Source organism: Massilia cellulosiltytica (assembly GCF_047325105.1).
Classification (GTDB): Bacteria; Pseudomonadota; Gammaproteobacteria; order Burkholderiales; family Burkholderiaceae_D; genus Telluria; species Telluria orientalis.
This window is the reverse complement of the sequence record NZ_CP168562.1, coordinates 758,832-781,100: the sequence shown is the minus strand read 5'-3', so window position 1 is coordinate 781,100 and position 22,269 is coordinate 758,832. Positions and strand designations below refer to the sequence as shown.

14 protein-coding genes are annotated in these 22,269 nt (G+C 67.9%); 6 read left to right on the top strand and 8 right to left on the bottom strand.

Translation table 11 applies throughout. The features are described 5' to 3' along the window. Nucleotides 1-66 precede the first annotated feature (66 nt). From ACEN9H_RS03405 to ACEN9H_RS03395, 3 genes are all read left to right on the top strand, one after another. Nucleotides 67-2,781, top strand: coding sequence for an alpha-1,6-glucosidase domain-containing protein (locus ACEN9H_RS03405; RefSeq protein WP_413673793.1), 2,715 nt, complete (start codon nucleotides 67-69; stop codon nucleotides 2,779-2,781). A 63-nt stretch (nucleotides 2,782-2,844) separates the two neighbouring features. Further along, complete coding sequence (gene ahr, locus ACEN9H_RS03400) at nucleotides 2,845-3,867, top strand: NADPH-dependent aldehyde reductase Ahr (RefSeq protein ID WP_413673792.1); 1,023 nt, start codon at nucleotides 2,845-2,847, stop codon at nucleotides 3,865-3,867. Nucleotides 3,868-3,951: 84 nt separating this feature from the next. Continuing rightward, complete coding sequence (locus ACEN9H_RS03395) at nucleotides 3,952-5,442, top strand: pectinesterase family protein (RefSeq protein WP_413673791.1); 1,491 nt, start codon at nucleotides 3,952-3,954, stop codon at nucleotides 5,440-5,442. Here ACEN9H_RS03395 and ACEN9H_RS03390 read toward each other — a convergent pair. Continuing rightward, nucleotides 5,430-6,440 (bottom strand): AraC family transcriptional regulator ligand-binding domain-containing protein, encoded by a 1,011-nt coding sequence (locus tag ACEN9H_RS03390; RefSeq protein ID WP_413673790.1) that lies wholly within the window; start codon nucleotides 6,438-6,440, stop codon nucleotides 5,430-5,432. The two genes, ACEN9H_RS03395 and ACEN9H_RS03390, sit on opposite strands and share 13 nt — an antisense overlap. A gap of 128 nt (nucleotides 6,441-6,568) precedes the next feature. Here ACEN9H_RS03390 and fabF point away from each other — a divergent pair, with 128 nt between their 5' ends. Further along, the gene (gene fabF, locus ACEN9H_RS03385; RefSeq protein WP_413673789.1) at nucleotides 6,569-7,837 is read left to right on the top strand and encodes a beta-ketoacyl-ACP synthase II; all 1,269 of its coding nucleotides are present in this window, start codon (nucleotides 6,569-6,571) and stop codon (nucleotides 7,835-7,837) included. Between the two features lie 101 nt (nucleotides 7,838-7,938). Here the strand turns inward: fabF and ACEN9H_RS03380 are convergent, their stop codons facing one another. The 3 genes from ACEN9H_RS03380 to ACEN9H_RS03370 form a co-directional block, all read right to left on the bottom strand. Then, entirely contained in the window at nucleotides 7,939-8,742 is an 804-nt protein-coding gene (locus tag ACEN9H_RS03380; RefSeq protein WP_413675547.1) for a DMT family transporter, read from the bottom strand. 67 nt (nucleotides 8,743-8,809) lie between these two features. Next, nucleotides 8,810-10,678: a glucokinase gene (locus ACEN9H_RS03375; protein ID WP_056130562.1), complete on the bottom strand. Its 1,869-nt coding sequence runs from the start codon at nucleotides 10,676-10,678 to the stop codon at nucleotides 8,810-8,812. 151 nt (nucleotides 10,679-10,829) lie between these two features. Further along, nucleotides 10,830-12,182, bottom strand: a complete 1,353-nt coding sequence (locus ACEN9H_RS03370; RefSeq protein WP_413673788.1) for an MFS transporter — start codon at nucleotides 12,180-12,182, stop codon at nucleotides 10,830-10,832. A 134-nt stretch (nucleotides 12,183-12,316) separates the two neighbouring features. Between ACEN9H_RS03370 and ACEN9H_RS03365 the strand changes: the two genes are divergently transcribed. Continuing rightward, nucleotides 12,317-14,425 (top strand): sensor histidine kinase, encoded by a 2,109-nt coding sequence (locus tag ACEN9H_RS03365; RefSeq protein ID WP_413673787.1) that lies wholly within the window; start codon nucleotides 12,317-12,319, stop codon nucleotides 14,423-14,425. Then, on the top strand, nucleotides 14,422-15,021 hold the full coding sequence (locus ACEN9H_RS03360; RefSeq protein WP_160409213.1) for a response regulator transcription factor: 600 nt from the start codon (nucleotides 14,422-14,424) through the stop codon (nucleotides 15,019-15,021). Before ACEN9H_RS03365 ends, ACEN9H_RS03360 begins: the two co-directional genes overlap by 4 nt. A 121-nt stretch (nucleotides 15,022-15,142) precedes the next feature. On the opposite strand, the gene ACEN9H_RS03355 is transcribed toward ACEN9H_RS03360, so the two are convergent. The 4 genes from ACEN9H_RS03355 to ACEN9H_RS03340 form a co-directional block, all read right to left on the bottom strand. Then, entirely contained in the window at nucleotides 15,143-16,825 is a 1,683-nt protein-coding gene (locus ACEN9H_RS03355) for an alpha-amylase family glycosyl hydrolase (protein WP_413673786.1), read from the bottom strand. Between the two features lie 123 nt (nucleotides 16,826-16,948). After that, nucleotides 16,949-18,589, bottom strand: coding sequence for an alpha-D-glucose phosphate-specific phosphoglucomutase (locus ACEN9H_RS03350; RefSeq protein WP_413673785.1), 1,641 nt, complete (start codon nucleotides 18,587-18,589; stop codon nucleotides 16,949-16,951). A gap of 72 nt (nucleotides 18,590-18,661) precedes the next feature. Beyond that, on the bottom strand, nucleotides 18,662-19,996 hold the full coding sequence (locus ACEN9H_RS03345; RefSeq protein ID WP_413673784.1) for an MFS transporter: 1,335 nt from the start codon (nucleotides 19,994-19,996) through the stop codon (nucleotides 18,662-18,664). Nucleotides 19,997-20,404: 408 nt separating this feature from the next. Next, the gene (locus ACEN9H_RS03340) at nucleotides 20,405-22,177 is read right to left on the bottom strand and encodes a DEAD/DEAH box helicase (RefSeq protein ID WP_413673783.1); all 1,773 of its coding nucleotides are present in this window, start codon (nucleotides 22,175-22,177) and stop codon (nucleotides 20,405-20,407) included. Between the last annotated feature and the right edge of the window lie 92 nt (nucleotides 22,178-22,269).

Here is a 22,269-nt window from a genome sequence, read left to right as displayed (position 1 = left end):
TTCCGATCGGTAGTCAAACTACATCGATAAGTGTTAACCTGTCGCGTCAACAGAACACCAACGACCATGACCCGAACGACTCTCCGCGCCGCCGGCGCCCTGCTCTCCTGCCTGGCCGCCACCGGCGCCCACGCCGCCATCGGCCCGGACGCCTGCGACAGCAAAACCTTCGCGACCGTCCTGCATCCGGCCGCCGCGCACTACGACGCGCGCGCCGTCTGGCTCGACGGCAGGACGATCCAGTGGCCGGGCAGCGCGCCCGCCGGCAACGTCAAGCTGTATCACGCGGCGCGCGGCACGATCGCGGCGCCGAAGGGCGAACAGGTGACCGGTGCGGACGGCGCGATCCGTCTCGACCTGTTCTCCGGCCCCGTGCCGCCAGGTTTTACCTATCTGGCCCCGGGCCCGGTGCTGCGCGTGGGCGACGCCGATGCGGCCAGGCTGCCCGACCTGCACCGCGGCCAGCTCGTGCTCGTGCGCGAGGATGCGGCGGGCCGCGTGCTGGACGCCACGCGCGTCCAGGTCGCCGGCGCGCTGGACGATGTGTACGCGGCCGCCGCCGACCTGCCGTCGCTGGGCGTGGACGTGGGCAGCGGCCGCACGCGCTTCACGGTGTGGGCACCGACCGCGCAGCAGGCGGCCGTCTGCGTCTACGGCGGCGGCACGGGCGGCGTGCGCGCGGTCTACCAGATGGACTTCGACCGCCGCACGGGCGCGTGGCGCGCCGCACTGCCGGGCGATTTGACCGGCAAGTACTACAAGTACGCGGTCGACGTGCCGGTCGATGCCGGCATCGTGCGCAACCTCGTCACCGATCCGTATTCGATCGGCCTGACGACGGATTCGAAGCGCAGCTACATCGCACGCCTCGACGCGCCGCGCCTGAAGCCGGCCGGCTGGGATACGACACCCGCGCCGCAGACGGTCAAGCACCAGACCGACATGGTCGTCTACGAACTGCACGTGCGCGACTTTTCGCGCGACGACGCCAGCGTGCCAGTCGCGCATCGCGGCAAATACCTCGCGTTCACCGATACCGGTTCGGACGGCATGAAGCATCTCGCGGCACTGGCGCGCAGCGGCCTCACGGACATCCACCTGCTGCCCGTGTACGACATCGGCAGCGTGCCCGAGACCGCATGCGCCGTGCCGCAACCCACCGGCACGCCCGACGGCGACACGCAGCAGGCACTGGTCAAATACACGGCGGAGACGGACTGCTTCAACTGGGGCTACGACCCGTTCCACTACAACGCGCCGGAAGGCAGCTACGCCACCGATCCGGCCGACGGCGCGCGCCGCATCGTCGAGTTCCGCCAGATGGTGCAAAGCCTGCACAGGACGGGCCTGCGCGTCGGCATGGACGTCGTCTACAACCACACGTTCATCGCGGGACAGAACGAGAAGTCCGTCCTCGACCGCATCGTGCCCGACTACTACCACCGCCTGAACGCGAGCGGCGCGATCGAGCGTTCGACGTGCTGCGACAATACGGCGACGGAACACCGCATGATGGGCAAGCTGATGATCGATTCCGTCGCGCTGTGGGCGAAGGAATACAGGATCGATTCGTTCCGCTTCGACCTGATGGGCCACCAGCCACGCGCCGTGATGGAAGACCTGCAGAGAAAAGTGAATGCGGTGGCTGGCCGCAACGTCCAGCTGATCGGCGAAGGCTGGAACTTCGGCGAAGTGGCGGACGGCGCCCGCTTCGTGCAGGCGTCGCAGCTGTCGCTGAACGGCAGCGGCATCGGCACCTTCAACGACCGCCTGCGCGACGCCGTGCGCGGCGGTTCCGCGGGCGATTCGGGCGAGGCGATGTTCAGCCGCCAGGGCTGGATCAATGGCCTCGTCTACGATCCGAACGCACATGCGGGCGCGCGCCCCGCCGCCGACCTGTCGAAAGCCGCGGACCTCGTGCGCGCGGGGCTCGCGGGCTCGATCCGCTCGTATCCGTTGCACACGTCCGACGACAAGACCGTGCCGCTCGAATCCATCGACTACAACGGCCAGCCGGCCGGCTATGCGAGCGAGCCGGGCGAGGTCGTGAACTACGTCGAGAACCACGACAACCAGACGCTGTTCGACATCGACGTGTTCAAGCTGCCGCTGTCCACCACGGCCCGGGATCGGGCGCGCGTGCAGGTGCTGGGCATGGCCGTGGACGCGTTCGCGCAGGGCGTCGCGTACTACCACGCGGGCATCGACGTGCTGCGTTCGAAGTCGCTGGACCGCAACAGCTTCAATTCGGGAGACTGGTTCAACCGCATCGACTGGACGTACCGCGACAATCACTTCGGTACGGGCCTGCCGCCCGCGGACGACAACGGCCGCGACTGGCCGCTGCTGCAGCCCCTGCTGGCAGATGCCGCCATCAAGCCCGCTCCCGCCGACATCGCGTTCGCGCGCGACGCCTTCCGCGACCTGCTCGCCATCCGCGCCAGCTCCACGCTGTTCCGCCTGCCGACGGCGGCGGCCATCCGCCAGCGCCTGCGCTTCTTCAACACGGGAAGCAGCCAGGTGCCGACGGTGGTCGCCGCGCACCTGGACGGCCGCGGCCTGGCCGGCGCGGGGTTCGCCGGCATCACCTACTTCATCAACGTGGACAAGGTCGGGCACACGGTCACGGACCCGGAGGCCGCTGGCAAGCGCCTGCACCTGCATCCCGTGTTCCTGTCCGAACACGTGGCGGACAAGCGCGCCACGCAGGCGACGTTCGACGGCGCGACGGGCGCGTTCTCGATCCCGCCGCGCACGGCCGTCGTGTTCGTCGAAGATTGAACGGCGCGCGCCCGGCGCGCGCCCGATGCTAGTATTTTTCGTCCACAAGACGGGAGAACTGGCATGAGCAATATTCGCGCATGGGCCGCCCAGTCCGCCGGCGGCCCTTTGGCACCGTTCGCGTATGACCCGGGCCCGCTGGGACCGGAAGACGTGGAAGTCGAGATCGATCATTGCGGCGTCTGCCATTCCGACCTCTCCATGCTGGACAACGAATGGGGCATCACGGCGTACCCGTTCGTGCCCGGCCACGAAGCCATCGGCCGCGTGGCCGCGCTCGGCGCCATCGCCGCGACCAAGGGCCTCACCATCGGCCAGCGCGTGGGCGTGGGCTGGAACGTGCGCAGCTGCCAGCACTGCGCGGCCTGCATCCGCGGCGATTTTCATTTGTGCGCCAGCGTGCAGGCGACCATCGTCGGCCACCACGGCGCCTTTGCCGACCGCGTGCGCGCCCACTGGATCTGGAGCATTCCGGTTCCCGGCGCACTGGCGGCGCAGAACGCCGGCCCGCTGCTGTGCGGCGGCATCACCGTGTTCGCGCCGCTGCTGCAACTGCACGTGCCGCCGACAGCGCGCGTGGCGGTATTCGGCATCGGGGGCCTGGGTCACATGGCGCTGATGTTCACCAGGGCCTGGGGCTGCGACGTGACGGCATTCACGTCCTCGCCCGGCAAGGTGCAGGAAGCGCTGAGCTTCGGCGCCCACCACACGGCATCGAGCCGCTCCGACGCCGACATGCAGCGGCTGGCCGGCAGTTTCGATTTCGTCTTCATCACGGCCAATGCGCCGCTCGACTGGGATGCCGTCATCGCCCTGCTCGCGCCCGGCGGCCGCCTGCACTTCCTCGGCGCCGTGCTGCAGCCCGTGCCGGTGCAGGTCATGAGCCTGATCATGGGCCAGCGCGCGATATCCGCATCGCCGACGGGCAGCCGCGCCCAGATCGACACGATGCTGCGCTTCGCGACCCACCACCACGTGGCGCCGAAGGTCGAGCACTTCCCGATGAGCCGCGTGAACGACGCGATGGACCATCTGCGCGCGGGCAAGGCGAGCTACCGGATCGTGCTGGATGCGGATTTCGCCTGACGGGGACAGTGCGGCTGGACCGATTGCAACATTGGTCCAGCCGCACTACAATGGACCGACGACAGGCTGCCCACCACGGAGACCATGAAGCTCGCGTTCCTCGCCGTCCTCGCCCTGTGCACCCCGGCCGGTGCCGCCACCCCGTTTCCACCGAACGGCGCCACCGGCGTCAATCCGGACACGCACCTCGTGCTACGCTTCGCCAGCCCGCCGACGATCGGCCACGCCGGCAGGATCCGCATCTACGACGCGGCCGACGACAAGCTCGTGGACGAACTGGACCTGGGCATCCCCGCCGGCCCCACCGAACGCGCGCCAGGTCCATATCCGCCCTACCTCGCCACCCCTTACGACTACGGCGGGCCGCGCCGCACCAATGCCGATACGACGCCGGGCACGCCGTCCGCACCGGGCGTCCAGCCGGCCGCCGGCAACTACCAGCTGACGATCATCGGCGGCTTCACGGACGGTTTTCATTTCCACCCCGTGATCGTGCACGGCAACGCGGCCACGATCTACCCGCACCACGACCTGCTCCGCTACGGGAAATCGTATTACGTGCGGATCGACCCGGGCGTGCTGACGGTCGCCGACGGCAGCTTCAAGGGCGTCAACGACTGGCGCTTCACGACGAAGGCCCGTGCGCCGGCCGCGGATGCGCGCCGCGTGACCGTGGCGGCGGACGGCAGCGGCGATTTCGACACCGTGCAGGGCGCGCTCGACTGGGTACCGGACCGGCACGCCGGCCGCGTCACGATCTTCGTGAAGAACGGGGACTACGAGGAAATCGTCTACGCCCGCAACAAGCGCGACGTCACCATACGAGGCGAGAGCCGCGACGGCGTGCGCATCCATTACGCGAACAACGAGGTGTTCAATCCGCATCCGCCGAACGTGGGCACGAACGAGTTGCCAGGCAGCTTCCCGTCGCGGCGCGCGGCGTTCGCGCTCGACCACGTGCACGGCATGGTGCTGGAAAATCTGACCATCGCGACGACGGCGAACGGCCAGGCGGAAGGCCTGCTGCTCAACGGCGAGCGCACGATCGTGAAGAACGTCACGATCGAAGGTGCGGGCGACGCGCTGCAGACGAACGGCAGCGCGTACTTCGAGAACATCCGCCTGACGGGCACCGGCGACACGATCCTCGGCCGCGGTCCGGCGTACTTCCGCCACTGCGAGATCGCATCGCGCGGCGCGTTCATGTGGATCCGGAATACGCAGGCGAATCACGGCAACGTGTTCGACCGCTGCACGTTCCGTGCGACCAGCGGCGAGACTGTCCTGGCGCGCCTGCCCGACAACAAGGGCCGCAATTATCCGTATGCGGAAGCGGTGCTGCTGGATGCGACCCTGATCGGCATCGCGCCGGAAGGCTGGGGCCCCGTCGACGGCGATGCGGCGCACGTACGGTTCCGGGAATTCAACAGCCGCGCTGCGGACGGCAAGCCGGTGGACGTGACCCGGCGGCATCCGGCATCGCGCCAGCTCGACAAGGATCGCGACGCGGACACGATCGCGCACTACCGCGATCCGGCCTGGGTGCTGGGCGGCTGGACGCCTCACTCGCCCTGACGGCTTCCCTTGCGATAATCGGTCGGACTGCTGCCCGTCCACTGCCTGAAGGCGCGGCAAAAACCGGTGGCGTCCGCGAAACCCAGGTCGAACGCCAGCGCCGCCACGCCCGTGTTCGAATTCGCCAGCCGGTGGACGGCGATGTCGCGCCGCAGGCCGTCCTTCACCAGCTGGAAACGCGTGCCCTCTTCCGCGAAGCGCCGGTTGAGCGTGCGCACGGAGACGTGCAGCGCCTGCGCCAGATCCTGGATCGTCACCGGCTGCGCGATGTGCTCCTCGAGATAGGCGCGCGTCCTGGCCATCAGGGTGCCGCGCTGGCCCGCGCTGAACGTCCAGTCTTCCGGCGCGCGTTTCAGGAATGCCCACAGCTCGTGCTTTTCGCGCCTGAACTGTTCGGCGCAATCGGCGTATGAAAAATAAATGCCCGTCACGTCCGCGTCGAAGCGGACCTCGCCGGGGAACAGGAACGCATGGTCTTCCGCGTGGCGCGGGTGAGAGAAGCGGAATTCGACGCGGTGCAGGCCGAGCTCCCGGCCGAGCAGCCACGATGCGATCCCGTGGATCAGCTTCATCATCAACTCGTGGGCCAGCGGCGTGACGGGCGTCCCCGGCGCCCGCTCCACCAGCGCCAGGCGCACCAGGTCGTTCTTCGTCGAGATCTGCAGCCGGTAATCGTCCAGCAGCAGGTTCCAGAAGCGCACGAGGCGGTTCAGCGCGACCAGCACCGTCGGCGCATCCAGGAGGCTGAGCATCAGGTATTTCAGCGTGCCGCCCCGGATCGGCCGCGACCACAGGCCCAGCATCTCGTCGTCGAGCGTCGCCGCGATCGTCCGGTACAGCGCGACGTATTGCTGGCGCGTGAGCCGCGCGTCGGGCTGGTCGAGCAGCGACGGCGGAACGGCGGCGCCGGCGAGCGCTTGCGCCGCGACGCCGTCGCCATGCCGGGTGCGGATGGCGTGCAGCATCCCGTGCAGGAAGTGGGCAGAGAGGGTGATCATGCCGTGATTATGGCGCGTTTTGCATACTCATTGGCGCGATGCACCAACTTTTCGTGCACAACGTCCCTATACTGGCACTTGAATCCCGCGCCGCATGGCGCATTTTGCAAACCGTTGGGGAGCATGGAATGACTGCGAAACGTATCGTCGTGACCGGCATGGGCCTGGTGTCGCCGTTGGGCTGTGGGGTCGAGGCCGCGTGGGCGCGCCTGTTGAGCGGCGAGTCCGGCCTGGTCGGCCTGTCCGAGGAGATCACGGAAGGGATCGCGGCGAAGGTCGCAGGCGTCGTGCCCGCGCTGGCGGAAGACCGCCCGTGGGGTTTCGATCCCGACCGCGTCGTGGAACCGAAGGACCAGAAAAAGATGGACCGCTTCAGCATGTTCGCCCTCGCCGCCGCGCAGGAAGCCTTGCAGCAGGCCGGCTGGCAGCCGCAGACCGACGACGAACGCGAACGGACGGCCACCATCGTGGCGTCCGGCATCGGCGGCTTCGGCGCCGTCGTGGAAGCCGTCCGCACGACGGATGGCCGCGGCCCGCGCCGCCTGTCGCCATTCACCGTGCCGAGCTTCCTGGCCAATATGGCGGCCGGGCACATCTCCATCCGCCACGGCTTGCGCGGCCCGCTGGGCGCGCCCGTGACGGCCTGCGCCGCGAGCGCCCAGGCCATCGGCGATGCCGCGCGCATGATCCGCGCCGGCGAGGCCGACGTCGCCGTGTGCGGCGGCGCCGAGGCGTGCATCGACCGGGTCAGCTTCGGCGCCTTCGCCGCCGCGCGGACGATGTCCACGAGCTTCAACGACGACCCCACGCAGGCATCCCGTCCGTTCGACGCGGCACGCGACGGCTTCGTGATGGGCGAAGGCGCCGGTATCCTCGTCATCGAAGACCTGGAGCACGCGCTGCGCCGCGGCGCGGTGCCGATCGCGGAACTGGTCGGCTACGGCACGAGCGCCGACGCGTACCACATGACGTCGCCGCCCGAAGACGGCGACGGCGGACGGCGCGCGATGGCGCTCGCGATCCGGCAGGCGGGCGTGGCGCCGGAACGGATCGGGCACCTGAACGCCCACGCGACGTCGACGCCGGTGGGCGACGCCAGCGAACTCGCCGCCATCAAGGCCATCTTCGGCGCGGGCCAGGGCCCCGCCGTCTCGGCCACGAAGTCCGCGACAGGCCATTTGCTCGGCGCGGCCGGCGGCGTGGAAGCCATCTTCACCGTGCTCGCGCTGCGCGACCAGGTGGCGCCGCCGACCCGCAACGTCGTGCAGCCGGATGCGGCGGCGGAAGGCGTCGACATCGTCGCCGGCGCGGCGCGCAAGATCGCGACGGAGTATGCGATCTCGAACGGGTTCGGATTTGGCGGCGTCAATGCGAGCCTGCTGTTCCGGTGGCTCTAGTCGTCGTCCCTGCGAAGGCAGGGACCCAATTCCGCTTACGTGACCACGCCGGCAAACTTGGATTCCCGCCTTCGCGGGAATGACGTTTTGGGGCTGCAGGACTAACGTTTGCGCGCCCGATCCGTCAGCACGAGCGCGATCCCGCCCAGGATCGCAACGACGGCCACCAGCAGCCGCGTCGTGAACGCTTCATCGAGCCACAACGTGCCGCCGACGGCCGCGATCACGGGCACGGACAGTTGCACGCTCGCGGCCTGCAGCGCCGACAGCCCGCGCAGCGCCGCATACCAGATCACGTAGCCGAGCCCCGACGTAAGCGCACCGGACGCGATGGCAAGCAGCACCCCGGCCGCATCCGCATGCGCGCGGGCCGCGCACATCAGGCCAAGCGCCAACGCCAGCGGCGTGGCGCGCAGGAAGTTCGCTGCCGTGGCCGCGAGCGGATCGGGCACGCCGCGTCCGCGCAGCGAATACGCGCCCCACGCGATGCCCGCGACGGCCATCAGCGCGGCGCCGGTCAAGGGCGGCGCGGCCACGCCGGGCAATACGAGAACGATGAAGCCGGCCAGCGCGAGCGCGAGGCCCGCCCAGCCGCGCGGCGCGAACCGTTCGCCGCCCGCGAGACCCACGGCGAACATGGTCAGCTGGACGGCGCCGAACAGGATCAGCGCGCCGGTCCCCGCCGGCAAGGTGAGATAGGCGAACGAGAACGCGGCCACGTAGGCGAACAGCATGGCGGCGGCGCGCCAGTCCGGCTTCGCAGCGGCACGCGCACGCAGGCGCATCGCGAGCGCCAGCACGAGCGCGCCGGACGTCACGCGGATGGCGCCGAAGGTCGCGGGATCGATGTGCGTGTCGCGCAGGGCGACGCGGCACAGCAGCGAATTCGCCGCGAACGCGGCCATGGCCAGCGCCGTCAGGGCGATCGTGGCCGCCGGTTCCTTCGGTGTGCGCGCGCCAGGACGGTCCAAGTCAGATGTCGAGGTGGGAAATGAGCAGGCGGCGGCGTTCGCTGTCGCCCTCCGCCGCCTCACCGGCCGGGCCGAGCGAGATGCCGACGGCCATGATGTCGATGAGGAGCAGTTGCAGGATGCGCGAGATCATCGACAGGAACGTCGTGCTGTCCTCGCTGTGGTCGACGGCGAGGCACACGCTCGCCTTGCGCGCCAGCTGGGACTTGCTGCTCGTGATGGCGATGACGTCGGCACCGGCGGCACGCGCGACGTCGACGGCGTCCAGCAGTTCCGGCAGCTGGCCCGTCGTCGAGATCGCGACGACCACGTCGCCCGGTCCCAGCAGCTCGGCCGCCAGCGCGAACAAATGCGAATCGCCGTACGACGACGTCGGGATGCGGAAGCGGAAGAATTTGTGCTGGCCGTCCAGCGCCACCACGCGCGAATTGCCCATCGCGTAGAACTCCACGCGCTTGGCGCGGCGCAAAATGTCGATGGCGCGGTCGATCGAGTTGACGTCCAGCTGGTCGCGGAATTTCAGGATCGCGGACACCGTGTTGTCGATGACTTTCGCCGACAGGTCGTGCGTGCTGTCGGTCATGCGCACCTGGCTGTGGCGCACAGGGATCGTGCCCGTCAGGCTGCCCGCGAACTTCAGCTTGAAGTCGGCGAGGCCCGCGAAGCCCAGCGAGCGGCAGAAGCGGATCACCGTCGGCTGGCTGACGTCGGCCAGCTTCGCGATCTCGGCGATCGGCTCGGACAGGACCTTGCGCGGATGCTCGATCACGAGTTGCGCCACGCGCTGCTCGGCCGGCGACAATTCCGCCTGCAGGTGCTGCACGCGTTCCATCAGCGTGTTCGCGCCGCTGCGGTTGCGCAGGTGCTCCGACAGGATGCTCGACACGCCGTACAGCGCGGGCGTCGGCATCATGATCACGTACGTCGGGATCTGCGCGAGGTAGCTGGAGAAGCGCCCCTTCGCTTCGAAGCGCGTGCGGAACGGCGACGTCTTGAACCACTCGGCCATGCGCGGCACGATGCCGCCGCCGATGAAGATGCCGCCGAACGCGCCCAGCGTGACGGCCAGGTTCGCGGCCGCGCCGCCCAGCATGCCGGCGAAGCATTCCAGCACTTCCAGGCACAGCGGATCCCTCTGGTCCAGCGCCGCGGCCATGATCGCGGCCGCATCACGTTGTGGCGCTTCCACGCCGTTGCGCAGCGCGAGCGCGCGATAAATGATTTCCATGCCGGGGCCGGAGATCAGGCGCTCGTTCGACACGTGCTGCCATTCGCGCCAGGCGTATTGCAGGATCGCGAATTCGCGCTCGTCGGCCGGGGCGAAGTTGACGTGGCCGCCCTCGCTGCCGAGGGTGACGAAGCCGTCCACGGTCGGGATCACGCCCGACACGCCCAGGCCGGTGCCCGGTCCGAGCACGCCGGCCACCGCATTCGCGATCGGCTTGCCGCCGCCGATCTGCAGCAGGTCTTCCGGCTTGAAGCCCGGCAGCGCCATCGCCAGCGCCGTGAAGTCGTTCACGATCAGCAGCGTCGTCAGGCCGAGCGTGCGGCGCACCTCTTCCGTCGAGAACTGCCAGTCGCGGTTGGTCATGCGGATGAAGTCGCCGCTGATCGGGTTCGCGAGCGCGAACGCTGCGTGGGTGATGCGGATATGGCCGCTCTGGGCCTGGGTCTGGGCCAGGTAGGCGTTCAGCAGCGGGACGATGCCCGGATAGTCGTCGCACAGCAGCACGGCCACGTTGCGCAGCACGCCCGGCGCGATCTCCAGGGCAAAGCGCCCATGGGTCGCGCCGATGTCGGCCAACAGGCGCGGACCGTCGGAATACGCGGCGCGGGTGTGCTTCTGTTCGGTGTCGGGCTCAAGCGTCATGGTGTTGCTCTTCTCGCGAAGGTCTCCTCTATTGCGCGTAGGATACCATTGATTGAAATGCACCAAAAAGCGATTATGACCCGATTCGGATGGTTACAACGAAATAAGCGGCCCCGCAGGACCGCTCTTTCCACATCGACAACGCCGGCGCTTATTGGCCGCGCGCTTCCGCGTCGATCTTCGACAGCGCGCCGGTATCGCGCATGAACCAGCAGACGACCAGGGTGCAGGCGATGACGGCCGTCGTGTACCAGTAAAAGCCGCTTTCCAGGCTGATGGATTTGAACCACAGCGCCAGGTACTCGGCCGTCCCGCCGAACACGGAGACGGCGAACGCATACGGCACGCCGACGCCGGTGGCGCGGATCGAGGCCGGGAACAGCTCGGCTTTTACCAGCGCGTTGATCGACGTGTAGCCGGACACGATCATCCAGGCGCAGGCGATCAGGCCGAACGCCTGCCACGGACCGCTGGCGTGGCGGATGCCGGTCAACAGCGGCACGGTGAACAGGGTGCCGAGCAGCGCGAAGCCGATGAGCAGCGGCTTGCGGCCGATGCGGTCCGACAGCGCGCCGTACAGGGGCTGCAGGCACATCGCGAACAGCAGCGACGCGGCCGAGACTGCGGTCGTCTGCGAGTCGGTCAGGCCGACGGACAGGCGCAGGAATTTCTGCATATAGGTCGTGTAGACGTAGAACGCGAGCGTGCCGCCCATCGTCAGGCCGACCACCAGCAGCACTTCGCGCGGGTGCTGGGCCAGCTGCTTCATGCCGCCCATCGGCTTGGCGCTTTTTTTCGCTTCCTTACGCGCGGCTTCGAACGATCCGGTCTCCGGCAGGTTGTGGCGCATGCGCAGCGCCAGCAGCGCGAGGCAGGCGCCGGTGAAGAACGGGATGCGCCAGCCCCAGGCACGCAGCTGCTCGGCGTCGAGCAGGAAGTTCTGCAGCACGAGCAGCAGGATCAGCGCCAGCAGCTGGCCGCCGATCAGCGTCACGTACTGGAAGCTGCTGTAGAAGCCGCGGTGCTTCGAGTCCGCCATCTCCGACAGGTACGTCGCGCTGGCGCCGTATTCGCCGCCGAGGCTCAGGCCCTGCAGCAGGCGCGCCAGCAGCAGGATGCACGGCGACAGGATGCCGGCCGCGGCATACGTCGGCGCGCAGGCGATCAGGAGGGAGCCGAAGCACATCAGCAGCACGGACGTCATCAGCGCCGTCTTGCGGCCCAGGCGGTCGCCGATGTGGCCGAACAGGATGCCGCCGATCGGGCGCACGAAGAAGCCGAGCGCGAAGATGCCCGCCGTGGACATCATCTGCGCCGTCGGGTCCTGCTTGGGGAAGAACGAGCTCGCGAAGTACAGCGCGAAGGCCGAGTAGCAGTAGAAATCGAACCACTCGACGAGGTTGCCGGCCGAGCCGATGAAGATGGCCTTCAGGCGCGCGCCGGAAATGCGTTCGCCGGCGCCGGCGGCTGCCTGGGCGCCGGCCTTGGATGTGATGGTGTTCATGGATGTCTCCTCTTTTGGTATGCCCACTATCCCAGCCGCGGGCCGCGCCCACATCCGCAACTTCCGGCGCGCCCTCCTCCGTAAAACTACGGAGGCGGTTTTCTTCGGGCCGCGCAACTGCTATCGTTGGCGTCATGCCCAAACTGCTCAACCTCCTCATCGGCGCCGGTGCGCTCGCCGTCATCGCGGCGTCGGGGAACTGGGCCGAGCGCCACGAGCTGCAGACCAAGACGGAAGGCCTGCGCCAGGCCGCGGCCGCGCACGTGCTGGGGCTGCGCGGCCTCGTCGAGAAACACGACTTCCTGCCGCACGCGGCGGCCCGCCATCCGGACGTGCAAGACCTGCTGCGCACCCCGCGCGACGGGGCGCTGCAGGCGCGCGTGAACGATTATTTCGCCGACCTGCAGGCGACGACGGGCGCCGCCGCGCTGTTCCTCGTCGACCGCGCCGGCCTCACCCTCGCCGCCAGCAACTGGAACCTGCCGTCCAGCTTCGTCGGCCAGTCCTACCGCCAGCGTCCTTACTTCGAGGATGCCGTGCAGGGCAGGCGCGGCATCTTCTATGGCCTCGGCCTCACGACCGGCCAGTCCGGCCTGTTCATCGCGGAGCCCGTGCGTGCGGGCGGCACCATCCTCGGCGTCGTCGTCGTGAAGATCAGCCTGGAGCCATTGCAGGCCGCGTGGATGCGCGGCGCCGATCCGGTGGTGCTGCGCGACAGCCGCGGCATCGTTTTTCTCTCCGCCGTGCCGGACTGGCTGTTCCACGCGATCCGGCCCGTATCCGCGGCCGACCTGCACTGGATCGCCGAGCACCGCCAGTACGGCAACCGCGAACGCTTCTACGTGCTGCCGTGGCAGACGGAGTCGCGCGGGGCGTCTCCCGGCTTCGTCCTGCACACGAGCGTGGGCGGGCGCCGCCACGACCTGCTTGCGCTGGACACGCCGCTGCCGGAACTGGGCTGGACGCTGACCGTCACGACGGACATGAAGGAAGTCGTGCAGGCGCGCCAGCTGGCGCTGATGCTGGCCGCGCTGGCCGTCGCGCTGCTGCTGCTCGGCGTGCTGTACTGGCGCCTGCGCGAAAAGCGCTTCCGCGAGCAGCGCTCGGCCCGCATCGAACTGGAACGCCGGGTCGAGGAGCGCACCCGCGACCTGGAAGAAGCGCACGCGTTCCGCAAGGCGATGGAGGACTCGCTCCTCGTGGGCATGCGCGCGCGCGACCCGGAGGGCACCATCATCTACGTCAACCCGGCCCTGTGCGCGATGGTCGGCTACAGCGCGGATGAACTGCTGGGCCGCCGGCCGCCGTATCCCTACTGGCATCCGGACGACCAGGAAAAACACGAGCGCGAAAGCGCCGACGTGTTGCAGGGCCGCGCCGCGCCGCACGGCTTCGAATCGCGCATCCGCCACAAGGACGGCCACGACGTGATCACGATGGTCTACACGGCGCCGCTCGTGGACGCGCAGGGCGTGCACCGCGGCTGGATGAGCTCCGTCGTCGACATCACGGCGCAGAAGCAGGCCGAGGCCCGCCAGCGCGACCAGGAAGTCCGCCTGCAGCGCAGCGCGCGCCTCGCGAGCGTGGGCGAGATGGCGTCCACGCTCGCGCACGAATTGAATCAGCCGCTGATGGCGCTGTCGAACTTCGCCGTCGCGGCGCGCGCCCTCGCCGCGCAGTCCGCGCCGCCCGACATGCTGGCCGGCGCGCTCGACGAGATCGTCGAACAGAGCAAGCGCGCCAGCGAGATCGTCAAGCGGGTGCGCGCGTTCATCAATCCCAAGCGGGGGCATTACGAAAACCTTGCGGTCGATGGCGTCATCGCGCACGCGGCGGCGTTGCTCAAGCCGGAATTGCAGCAGGCCGGGATCGCGCTGCAACTGTCGTTGGACGCCGCTGACACGCTCGTGCGCGGTGACCGCGTCCTGCTCGAACAGGTGCTCGTGAACCTGATCCACAACGCGATGCACGCCATGCAGGATCGCCCGCGCGGACGCATCGACGTCGCGAGCCGGCGCGTGGACCAGGGCGTGTGCGTGACCGTCCGCGACGAAGGCCCCGGTATTCCGCCCGAGCAGCTGGACCAGATCTTCGCGCCGTTCTTCACCACCCGCCCCGACGGCCTGGGCCTGGGCCTGAACATCTGCCGCACCATCGTCGAGGCCCACGGCGGTTGCATGACCGTCGAGAACCCGGCCGCCGGCGGGGCCGCCTTTTCCTTCACGCTTCCGATCGCGCCATGAAAGACATCCCGCTCACGCTCTACGTCGTCGACGACGACGAAGCCCTGCGCCGCTCCCTGCTGTTACTGCTGTTCTCGCAGGGACTCGCCGTGCAGGCGTTCGAATCGGGAGAAGCGTTCCTGGACGCCGTCGACATGCGCCAGCCGGGCTGCCTGATCCTCGACCTGCGCCTGGGCGGCATGAGCGGCCTGGCCGTGTTCGACCGCCTGCGCGCGGCGCACAGCCCGCTCGTCACGCTGTTCCTGTCCGGCCACGGCGACATCCCGACCGCGCTGGAATCCGTGCGCCAGGGCGCGTGGGACTGGGTGGAAAAGCCGGACACGCAGCACCTGCTCGACAAGCTGCCGGCCGCCATCGCGGAAGCACGCGCCCGCGCGCACGCGCTGCGGCTGTGGGCGGAGCTGACGCCGCGCGAACGGGAAGTCGCGCGGCTCGTGGGGCTCGGCCAGCCGAACAAGGAGATCGCGCGGCTGCTCGTGCCGCCATGCGGGCCGCGGTCGGTGGAGACGCACCGGGCGAACATCTTCAGCAAGCTGCAGTGCGCGAACGATAATGAACTCGGGCGGTGGCTGGCCGCCCATCCGTGGCTGGGATGACTCGTAGGATGGGTGGCCCTCCGCCCGCGCGTGGCGCCGGCGACACGCACGCGTCACGCGTGGGCACGTCTCATTCGAGGCCCCCGGCCTCGAATGTCCACCCTACCGTGTCGACGCTGGTTTAATCCTGCGAAATCAGCGCCACCGGTGCGCGCATATCGAACTGCACCTTGCCGCCCGAGACGACGGCCGTCTTGCCCGTGTAAGCGTCGCGCACCGTCTGGCCGTCGCCGAACACGCCGGTCACGGGGATGGCCACCGTGCGGTCCTGCGGCAGGTCGAGGGCGACGACGACGCGGTCGGAGACGCCGTTCTTCTCGTACATGCGCTTGAACGTGTACGGGCTGGAAGCGATCATCTGGTGCACGCCCGCGCCCACGGCCGGATGCGCGTGACGGAAGCGGCCCAGGCGCGCCCAGTAGTCGCGCACCTCGGCCACGCCGTGCAGGCCGACCTGGGCGTTGTTCTTCAACTGGTCCCAGTTCATGAACGAGCGCAGGTTCGCATCGCCGGTTGCGCCCTCGATCTTCAACACGCGCGCCGTCTCGTCGCCGTAATAGACCTGGGCCTGGCCCGGTGCCAGCAGCAGCTTGTTCGCTTCCTCGAACGGGTGCGCGCGCATGGCGTCGAACGGGTGGCCGTCGTCGTGCGAGTCGAGGTAGTTCAGGACCGTCACGCCTTTCAACGGACCGTTCAGCAGGCCCGAATACTTGGAGAACAGCGTCTCGTAGCTCTGGGTTGCGTCGCCCGGCAGCGCGAAGTTGATCATGCTGTCGAAGCCGTTGTCGTAATAGTCGACCTTCGTGCCGTCGTCGTAGGCGAACGGGCGGCCGTCCGCGATCGGGTGGCCGTACGCTTCGGCCACCATGAAGAACGGCTGGTTGCCGATCTTGTCGATGCCCTCCTTGCCGGCCGGTGTCCGCTTCCAGTCCTCGTAGGCCTGGCTCGCGACCTTCTTGAGGTCTTTCCACACGCCGGGTTCGGTGTGCTTGACGGTGTCGCCGCGGAAGCCGTCGAAGCCGTACTTGCGCACCCAGTCGGCGTGCCATTTCATCAGGTAGTAGCGCGGCGCGCGCGGGTAGCCCGTGCGCTTGAAGAAATCGTCCAGCTCCTTCGTTTCGCGCTCGTAACGCCCTTCCTTCTTCCACTTCGCGACGAGGAACGGCGGCAGGTCGACGTTCGCATTGCTGTCGGTACGGATGTCCGGCAGGTTCTTCACGAGCGTGCAATCGACCGTGCCCTTGACGTCCTTGAAGGTACAGGTCGGCGACGTGCGCACCCAGTCCGCCGGCCACACGGTGTCTTCAGGCGTGACCGGACCGGTATGGTTCATCACGACGTCGAGCAGCACGCGGATGCCGCGCGCATGCGCCGCCTCGACGAGGTCGCGCACGTCCTTCCCGGTGCCTGCGTTGGCGTCGACGGCCGTGAAATCGCGCGCCCAGTAGCCGTGGAAGCCGTAGCTGACGCCCGTGCCTTCGTCGGTGGACGCGTGGATCTGCTCGACCGGCGGCGAGATCCAGAGCGCGTCCACGCCCAGGTCCGTGAAATACCCTTCCTTGATCTTCGCCGTGATGCCGGCCAGGTCGCCGCCCATAAAGCCGCGCGCCACGGCCGCGTCGTTCTTGCGGCCGTAGGCGTGGTCGTTCGACGGATCGACGTTGTTGAAGCGGTCGATCACGATGAAATAGACGGTCGCGTTATCCCAGGTGAACGGCTTGCCCTTGACCGGCGACAGGTCGGGCGCGGCCGAGGCGGCACCGAAGGCGAGCATCAGGGAGGCGGCGAGAACGGGTAGTTTCATGCGGATGTCCTGTTAGTAGTTATAAACGTCGTCCCCGCGGAGGCGGGGATCCAATTTCGCATGCATCGTCGAGATGCGCGCAAACTTGGGTTCCCGCCTGCGCGGGAACGACGGGGTTCGGGATTACGTAATCACGCTCGGCTGCTCGCGGCCCGTCCGTGCCTTCAACGCCGACACCTGCTCCGCGATGGCGATGAGCGGCGCCAGCGCCTGCTGGGTGTCGAGGTCGTGGCGGGCCGGGTCGGCCTCGTAGCGTTCCAGGTACAGGCGCACGGTGGCGCCTTCCGTGCCGGTGCCGGACAGGCGCAGCACGATGCGCGAGCCGTCCGTCATGATGATGCGTACGCCCTGGCGCGTGGACACGGAGTTGTCGACCGGGTCGGTGTAGGTGAAATCGTCGGCCAGCTGGACGCGGAAGTCACCGAACGTCTGGCCCGCGAGCGAGGCGAGCTTGCCGCGCAAGTCGTCCATCATCGCGCTGGCTGCGGCGGCGTCCACGGCCTCGTAGTCGTGGCGCGAATAATAGTTGCGGCCGAAGCGGGCCCAGTGTTCCTGCACGATCTCGTTGACGGACTTGCCCGTCGCGGCGATCAGGTTCAGCCAGAACAGCACGGCCCACACGCCGTCCTTTTCGCGGATGTGCATCGAGCCCGTGCCGTAGCTCTCTTCGCCGCACAAGGTGGCGAGGCCCGCGTCGAGCAGGTTGCCGAAGTACTTCCAGCCGGTCGGGGTCTCGAAGCAGGAGACGCCCAGCGCGGCGGCCACGCGGTCCGCGGCCTGCGACGTCGGCATGGAGCGCGCGATGCCCTTGATGCCGCCGCGGTAGCCCGGCGCGGCAGTCGCGTTGGCGGCGATGATGGCGAGGCTGTCCGACGGCGACACCGCGAGCTTGCGGCCGACGATCATGTTGCGGTCACCGTCGCCGTCCGATGCGGCGCCGAAGTCCGGCGCGTCCGGACCGTCCATCAGCGCGATCAGCTCGGCCGCGTTGACGGGGTTCGGGTCCGGGTGGTGGCCGCCGAAATCTTCCAGCGGCTCGGCGTTGACGACGGTGCCGGCGGGCGCGCCCAGCATGCCTTCGATGATGGCCTTCGCGTACGGGCCGGAGACGGCGTGCATGCCGTCGAAGCGCATCGTGAAGCCGCGCTGGAACAGGGCGCGGATGGCGTCGAAGTCGAACAGGCCGGCCATCAGCTCGGCGTAGTCGGACACGGCATCGATCACCTCCACTTCCATGTCTTCGATGCGGATGCTGCCGATCCTGTCGAGGTCGACCGGGCCGGCATCGCTGATGCGGTAGGACGCCAGCGTCTTCGTGTGTTCGTAGATCGCGTCGGTGATCTTTTCGGGCGCCGGGCCGCCGTTGTCGATGTTGTACTTGATGCCGAAGTCGCCGTCGGGGCCGCCGGGATTGTGGCTGGCCGAGAGGACGATGCCGCCCAGCGCGGCGCGCTTGCGGATCACGCAGCTGACCGCCGGCGTGGACAGGATGCCGCCGCGGCCCACGAGCACGCGGCCCACGCCGTGGGCGGCGGCCATGCGCAGGATGGTCTGGATGGCGTCGCGGTTGAAATAGCGGCCGTCGCCGCCGAGCACCAGGGTGCGGCCCTGCACATTACCCAGCGCGCCCAGCGTCAGGAAGATGGCCTCGACGAAGTTTTCCAGGTAGCCGGGCTGCTGGAACTCCGTCACCTTCTTGCGCAGCCCGGACGTGCCGGGGCGTTGCCCGGCGAACGGGGTCGTCGCAATCGTCTGAATTGTCATGTTGTGCTCCTGTCGGGGGTTTGTTGTCAAACCCGTAAGGATACGACACTCGTCCCGACGATGGCGCCGCGATCAGTGGGCGGCGCGTTCCGCCCGGTCGGTGACGAACAGCGCCAGCACGGCCGCGATGACCATCGACACGCCGCCCAGCACCAGCGTAAGTACCGCGTGGTTGCCGAACATATGCTTCGTGAACCAGCCGAGCACGAGACCGCTGACGATCTGCGGAATCACGATGAAGAAGTTGAACAGGCCCATGTAATAGCCCATGCGGTTCGGCGGCAGCGCGGCGACCAGGATCGCATACGGCATCGTGAGGATGCTCGCCCACGCCACGCCCACGCCCAGCATCGGGATCAGCAGCAGATGCTTGTCGTGGATGAAGAACACGCTGGCCAGCGACAGGCCGCCGATCGCGAGGCAGACGGCGTGGCACGCCTTGCGGCTCGTGCGGCGCGCCAGCACGGGCAGCACGAACGCAGCCAGGGCGGACATGCCGTTGTAGACGGCGAACATCACGCCGACCCAGTTGCCCGCGTTCTGGTAGCCCGGCGACAGCGGATCCGTCGTGTTGTAGACGTTGTCGGCGATCCCGGGACCGGTGTAGATCCACAGCGCGAACAGCGCGATCCACGAGAAGAACTGGACGAACGCCAGCTGCACCATCGTCTTCGGCATGTGCGCGAAGCCGCTCATGATCTCGCGCAGCGCGACGCCGAAGTTGCGCGAATGCTTGCGCTGGGCTTCGAAGCGGTCGAGGTCCGGCGGCGGCAGTTCGGTCGACGTGAACACGGTCCACGTCACGGCCAGCAGGAACGCGGCGCCGCCGACGTAGAACGAGTAGCGTACCGAATCCGGCACGGCGCCGTTCACGGGCACGTTGGAGACGCCGAGGACGTCGGCGAACAGGATCGGCAGCAGCGACGCGATCACGGCGCCGCAGCCGATGAGGAAGGTCTGCATCGCGAAGCCGGCCGTCTGCTGCGACGTGTCGAGCTTGTCGCCGACGAAGGCGCGGAACGGCTCCATCGAAATATTGATCGAGGCATCCATCAGCCACAGCATGGTCACGGCCATCCAGACGGCGATGGAATTCGGCATCAGGAACAGGGCCGTTGCGGCCAGCACGGCGCCGAGGAAGAAGAACGGACGGCGGCGGCCCCAACGCGGGTGCCACGTGTTATCGCTGAGGTAACCGATCACCGGCTGCACGAGCAGGCCCGTGACGGGCGCCGCGAGCCAGACGAGGGCCAGGTCGTCCATCGACGTGCCGAGCGTGGCGAAGATCCGGCTCGTGTTCACGTTCTGCAACGCCAAGCCGAACTGGATGCCGAAGAAGCCGAAGCTCATGTTCCACAGCTGCCAGAACGTCAGCCGCGGCTTGAGCGCATGTGTTTGCATTTCCATCTGTGTCCCCTAACGCGCCTGGACTCCCGCCAGGCTGCCACATGTAGCAAAGTAACATGGGGTTTTCTGGGTGTCAATGCGATAACAGCCCTGAATCTAAAGGGAAGCCACAGAAAATGTAGTCAAACAACAAAACAGAAATTCGGGGTCAGAGCACATTTTTCCTGAAATTCGGGGTCAGAGCACTTTTATGGACAATAGTTCACCGACAATTGATCCTGGCCGCTACGCACAATTGCCATGCGTTCGCGTTCCTGCGCAGTAGGGAACTGGCCGGAGCAAGCATCGATGCCACCGCCGGCGCTGACTTGCGCGAACTCGATCGCGCCTTGGATCAATTGCCCAAAAATGTGCTCTGACCCCGAATTTTCGACAAAATGTGCTCTGACCCCGAATTGGAGAAATGTTTTATTTGCGGGGTTTCTTGTCGGCGAACTTGCGCTTCGCCGGCTTTTTCTCCGGTGGTTCTTCGCCGTCGCGCGTAATGCCCAGCTGCTGGCCCGCCACCCATACCTTTTTCAGGTGGTCGAGCAGGTCCTGCGGCAGGCCGGCCGGCATGTCGAGCGTGCTGAAGTCGTCGTAGATCTCGATGCGGCCGATTTCCTTCGACGGCACGCCGCCTTCGTTGGCGATGGCGCCCACGATGTTGCCCGGCTTGACGCCGTGGAAGTGGCCCACTTCGATGCGGTACGTGGCCATGCCCTCTTCCGGCGCGCGCATCACGCGCTCCTTCTTGAAGCCTTGTCGGCCTTCACCTTCCCGGCCGGCACGGGCCGGGCGCTCGTCGCCGAAGCTTTCACGGCCCGCACGCGCCGGACGTTCCTCGCGCTCGCGGAATTCCGGCTTGGGCTCGCGGTCCGGCTTTTCCAGCAGCAGCGGCTCGTCGCCGCGATACAGCTTGGCCAGCGCGGCCGCGATGTCGATCGCGGGCACGTTCTGCTCGCGTTCGAAGTCCTCGATCAGGGAACGGAACACGTCGAGGCCGCCCGCGGCCAGCGTCTCGCCGATCTGCTCCTTGAACCTCGTGATGCGCACTTCGTTGACGGCCTTGATGGTGGGCAGCGTAAGCGGCGCCACCGGCTGGCGCGTGGCGCGTTCGATCGCCTTCAGCAGGCCACGCTCGCGCGGCGTGATGAACAGGATCGCGTCGCCGCTGCGGCCGGCACGGCCCGTGCGGCCGATGCGGTGCGTGTAGCTTTCCGGGTCGGACGGCACGTCGTAGTTGATCACGTGGCTGATGCGCTCCACGTCCAGGCCGCGCGCGGCGACGTCGGTGGCGACGAGGATGTCGATCTTGCCGTTCTTGAGCTGCTCGATCGTGCGCTCGCGCTGTTGCTGGGCCATGTCGCCGTTGATGGCGGCCGCCGCGAACCCGCGCGCCTGCAGCTTGCTCGCCAGTTCCTCGGTGCCGAGCTTCGTGCGCGCGAAGACGATCATGCCGTCGAACGGCTCCGCTTCGAGGATGCGCGTGAGGGCGTCCAGCTTCTGCAGGCCAGCGACGAGCCAGTAGCGCTGCGTGATGTTGGTGGCCGTCGTCGTCTTGGCGGCGACCGTCACCTCGCTCGGTTCGTTCAGGTAGGTCTTGGCGATGCGCTTGATCTGCTGCGGCATCGTGGCCGAGAACAGCGCCGTCTGGCGCCCTGCCGGCGTCTCTTGCAGGATGCGTTCGACGTCGTCGATGAAGCCCATGCGCAGCATTTCGTCGGCCTCGTCCAGCACGAGGGTCTTCAGCTGCGAGATGTCGAGCGAGCCCTTGTCGAGGTGGTCGATGACGCGGCCCGGCGTGCCGACGACGACCTGCACGCCGCGGCGCAGCGCCGACAGCTGCGGACCATAGCTCTGGCCGCCGTAGATCGGCAGCACATGGAAGTTCTTCAGGTGCGCGGCATAGCTCTGGAAGGCCTCGGCGACCTGGATCGCGAGTTCGCGCGTGGGCGCGAGCACGAGGGCCTGCACGGCCGGATTCTTGACGTCGATGCGCGACAGCACGGGCAGCGCGAAGGCGGCCGTCTTGCCGGTGCCCGTCTGCGCCTGCCCCAGCACGTCACGCCCCTCCATCAGCAGCGGAATGGTGGCCGCCTGGATCGGCGACGGCGTCTCGTAGCCGACCTCCTTCAATGCCTTGAGGATGGGGGCGGGGATATCGAGATCGGCGAACGTCTGGAGCTGTGTGTCATGCATAAAGGGAATCTTCAAAAATCGTAAGCAATCACACAGTTTACTACTTCAGGCCCTCCCCCGCTGCCAGAATTTCACGCGGATGACGCCCGGCA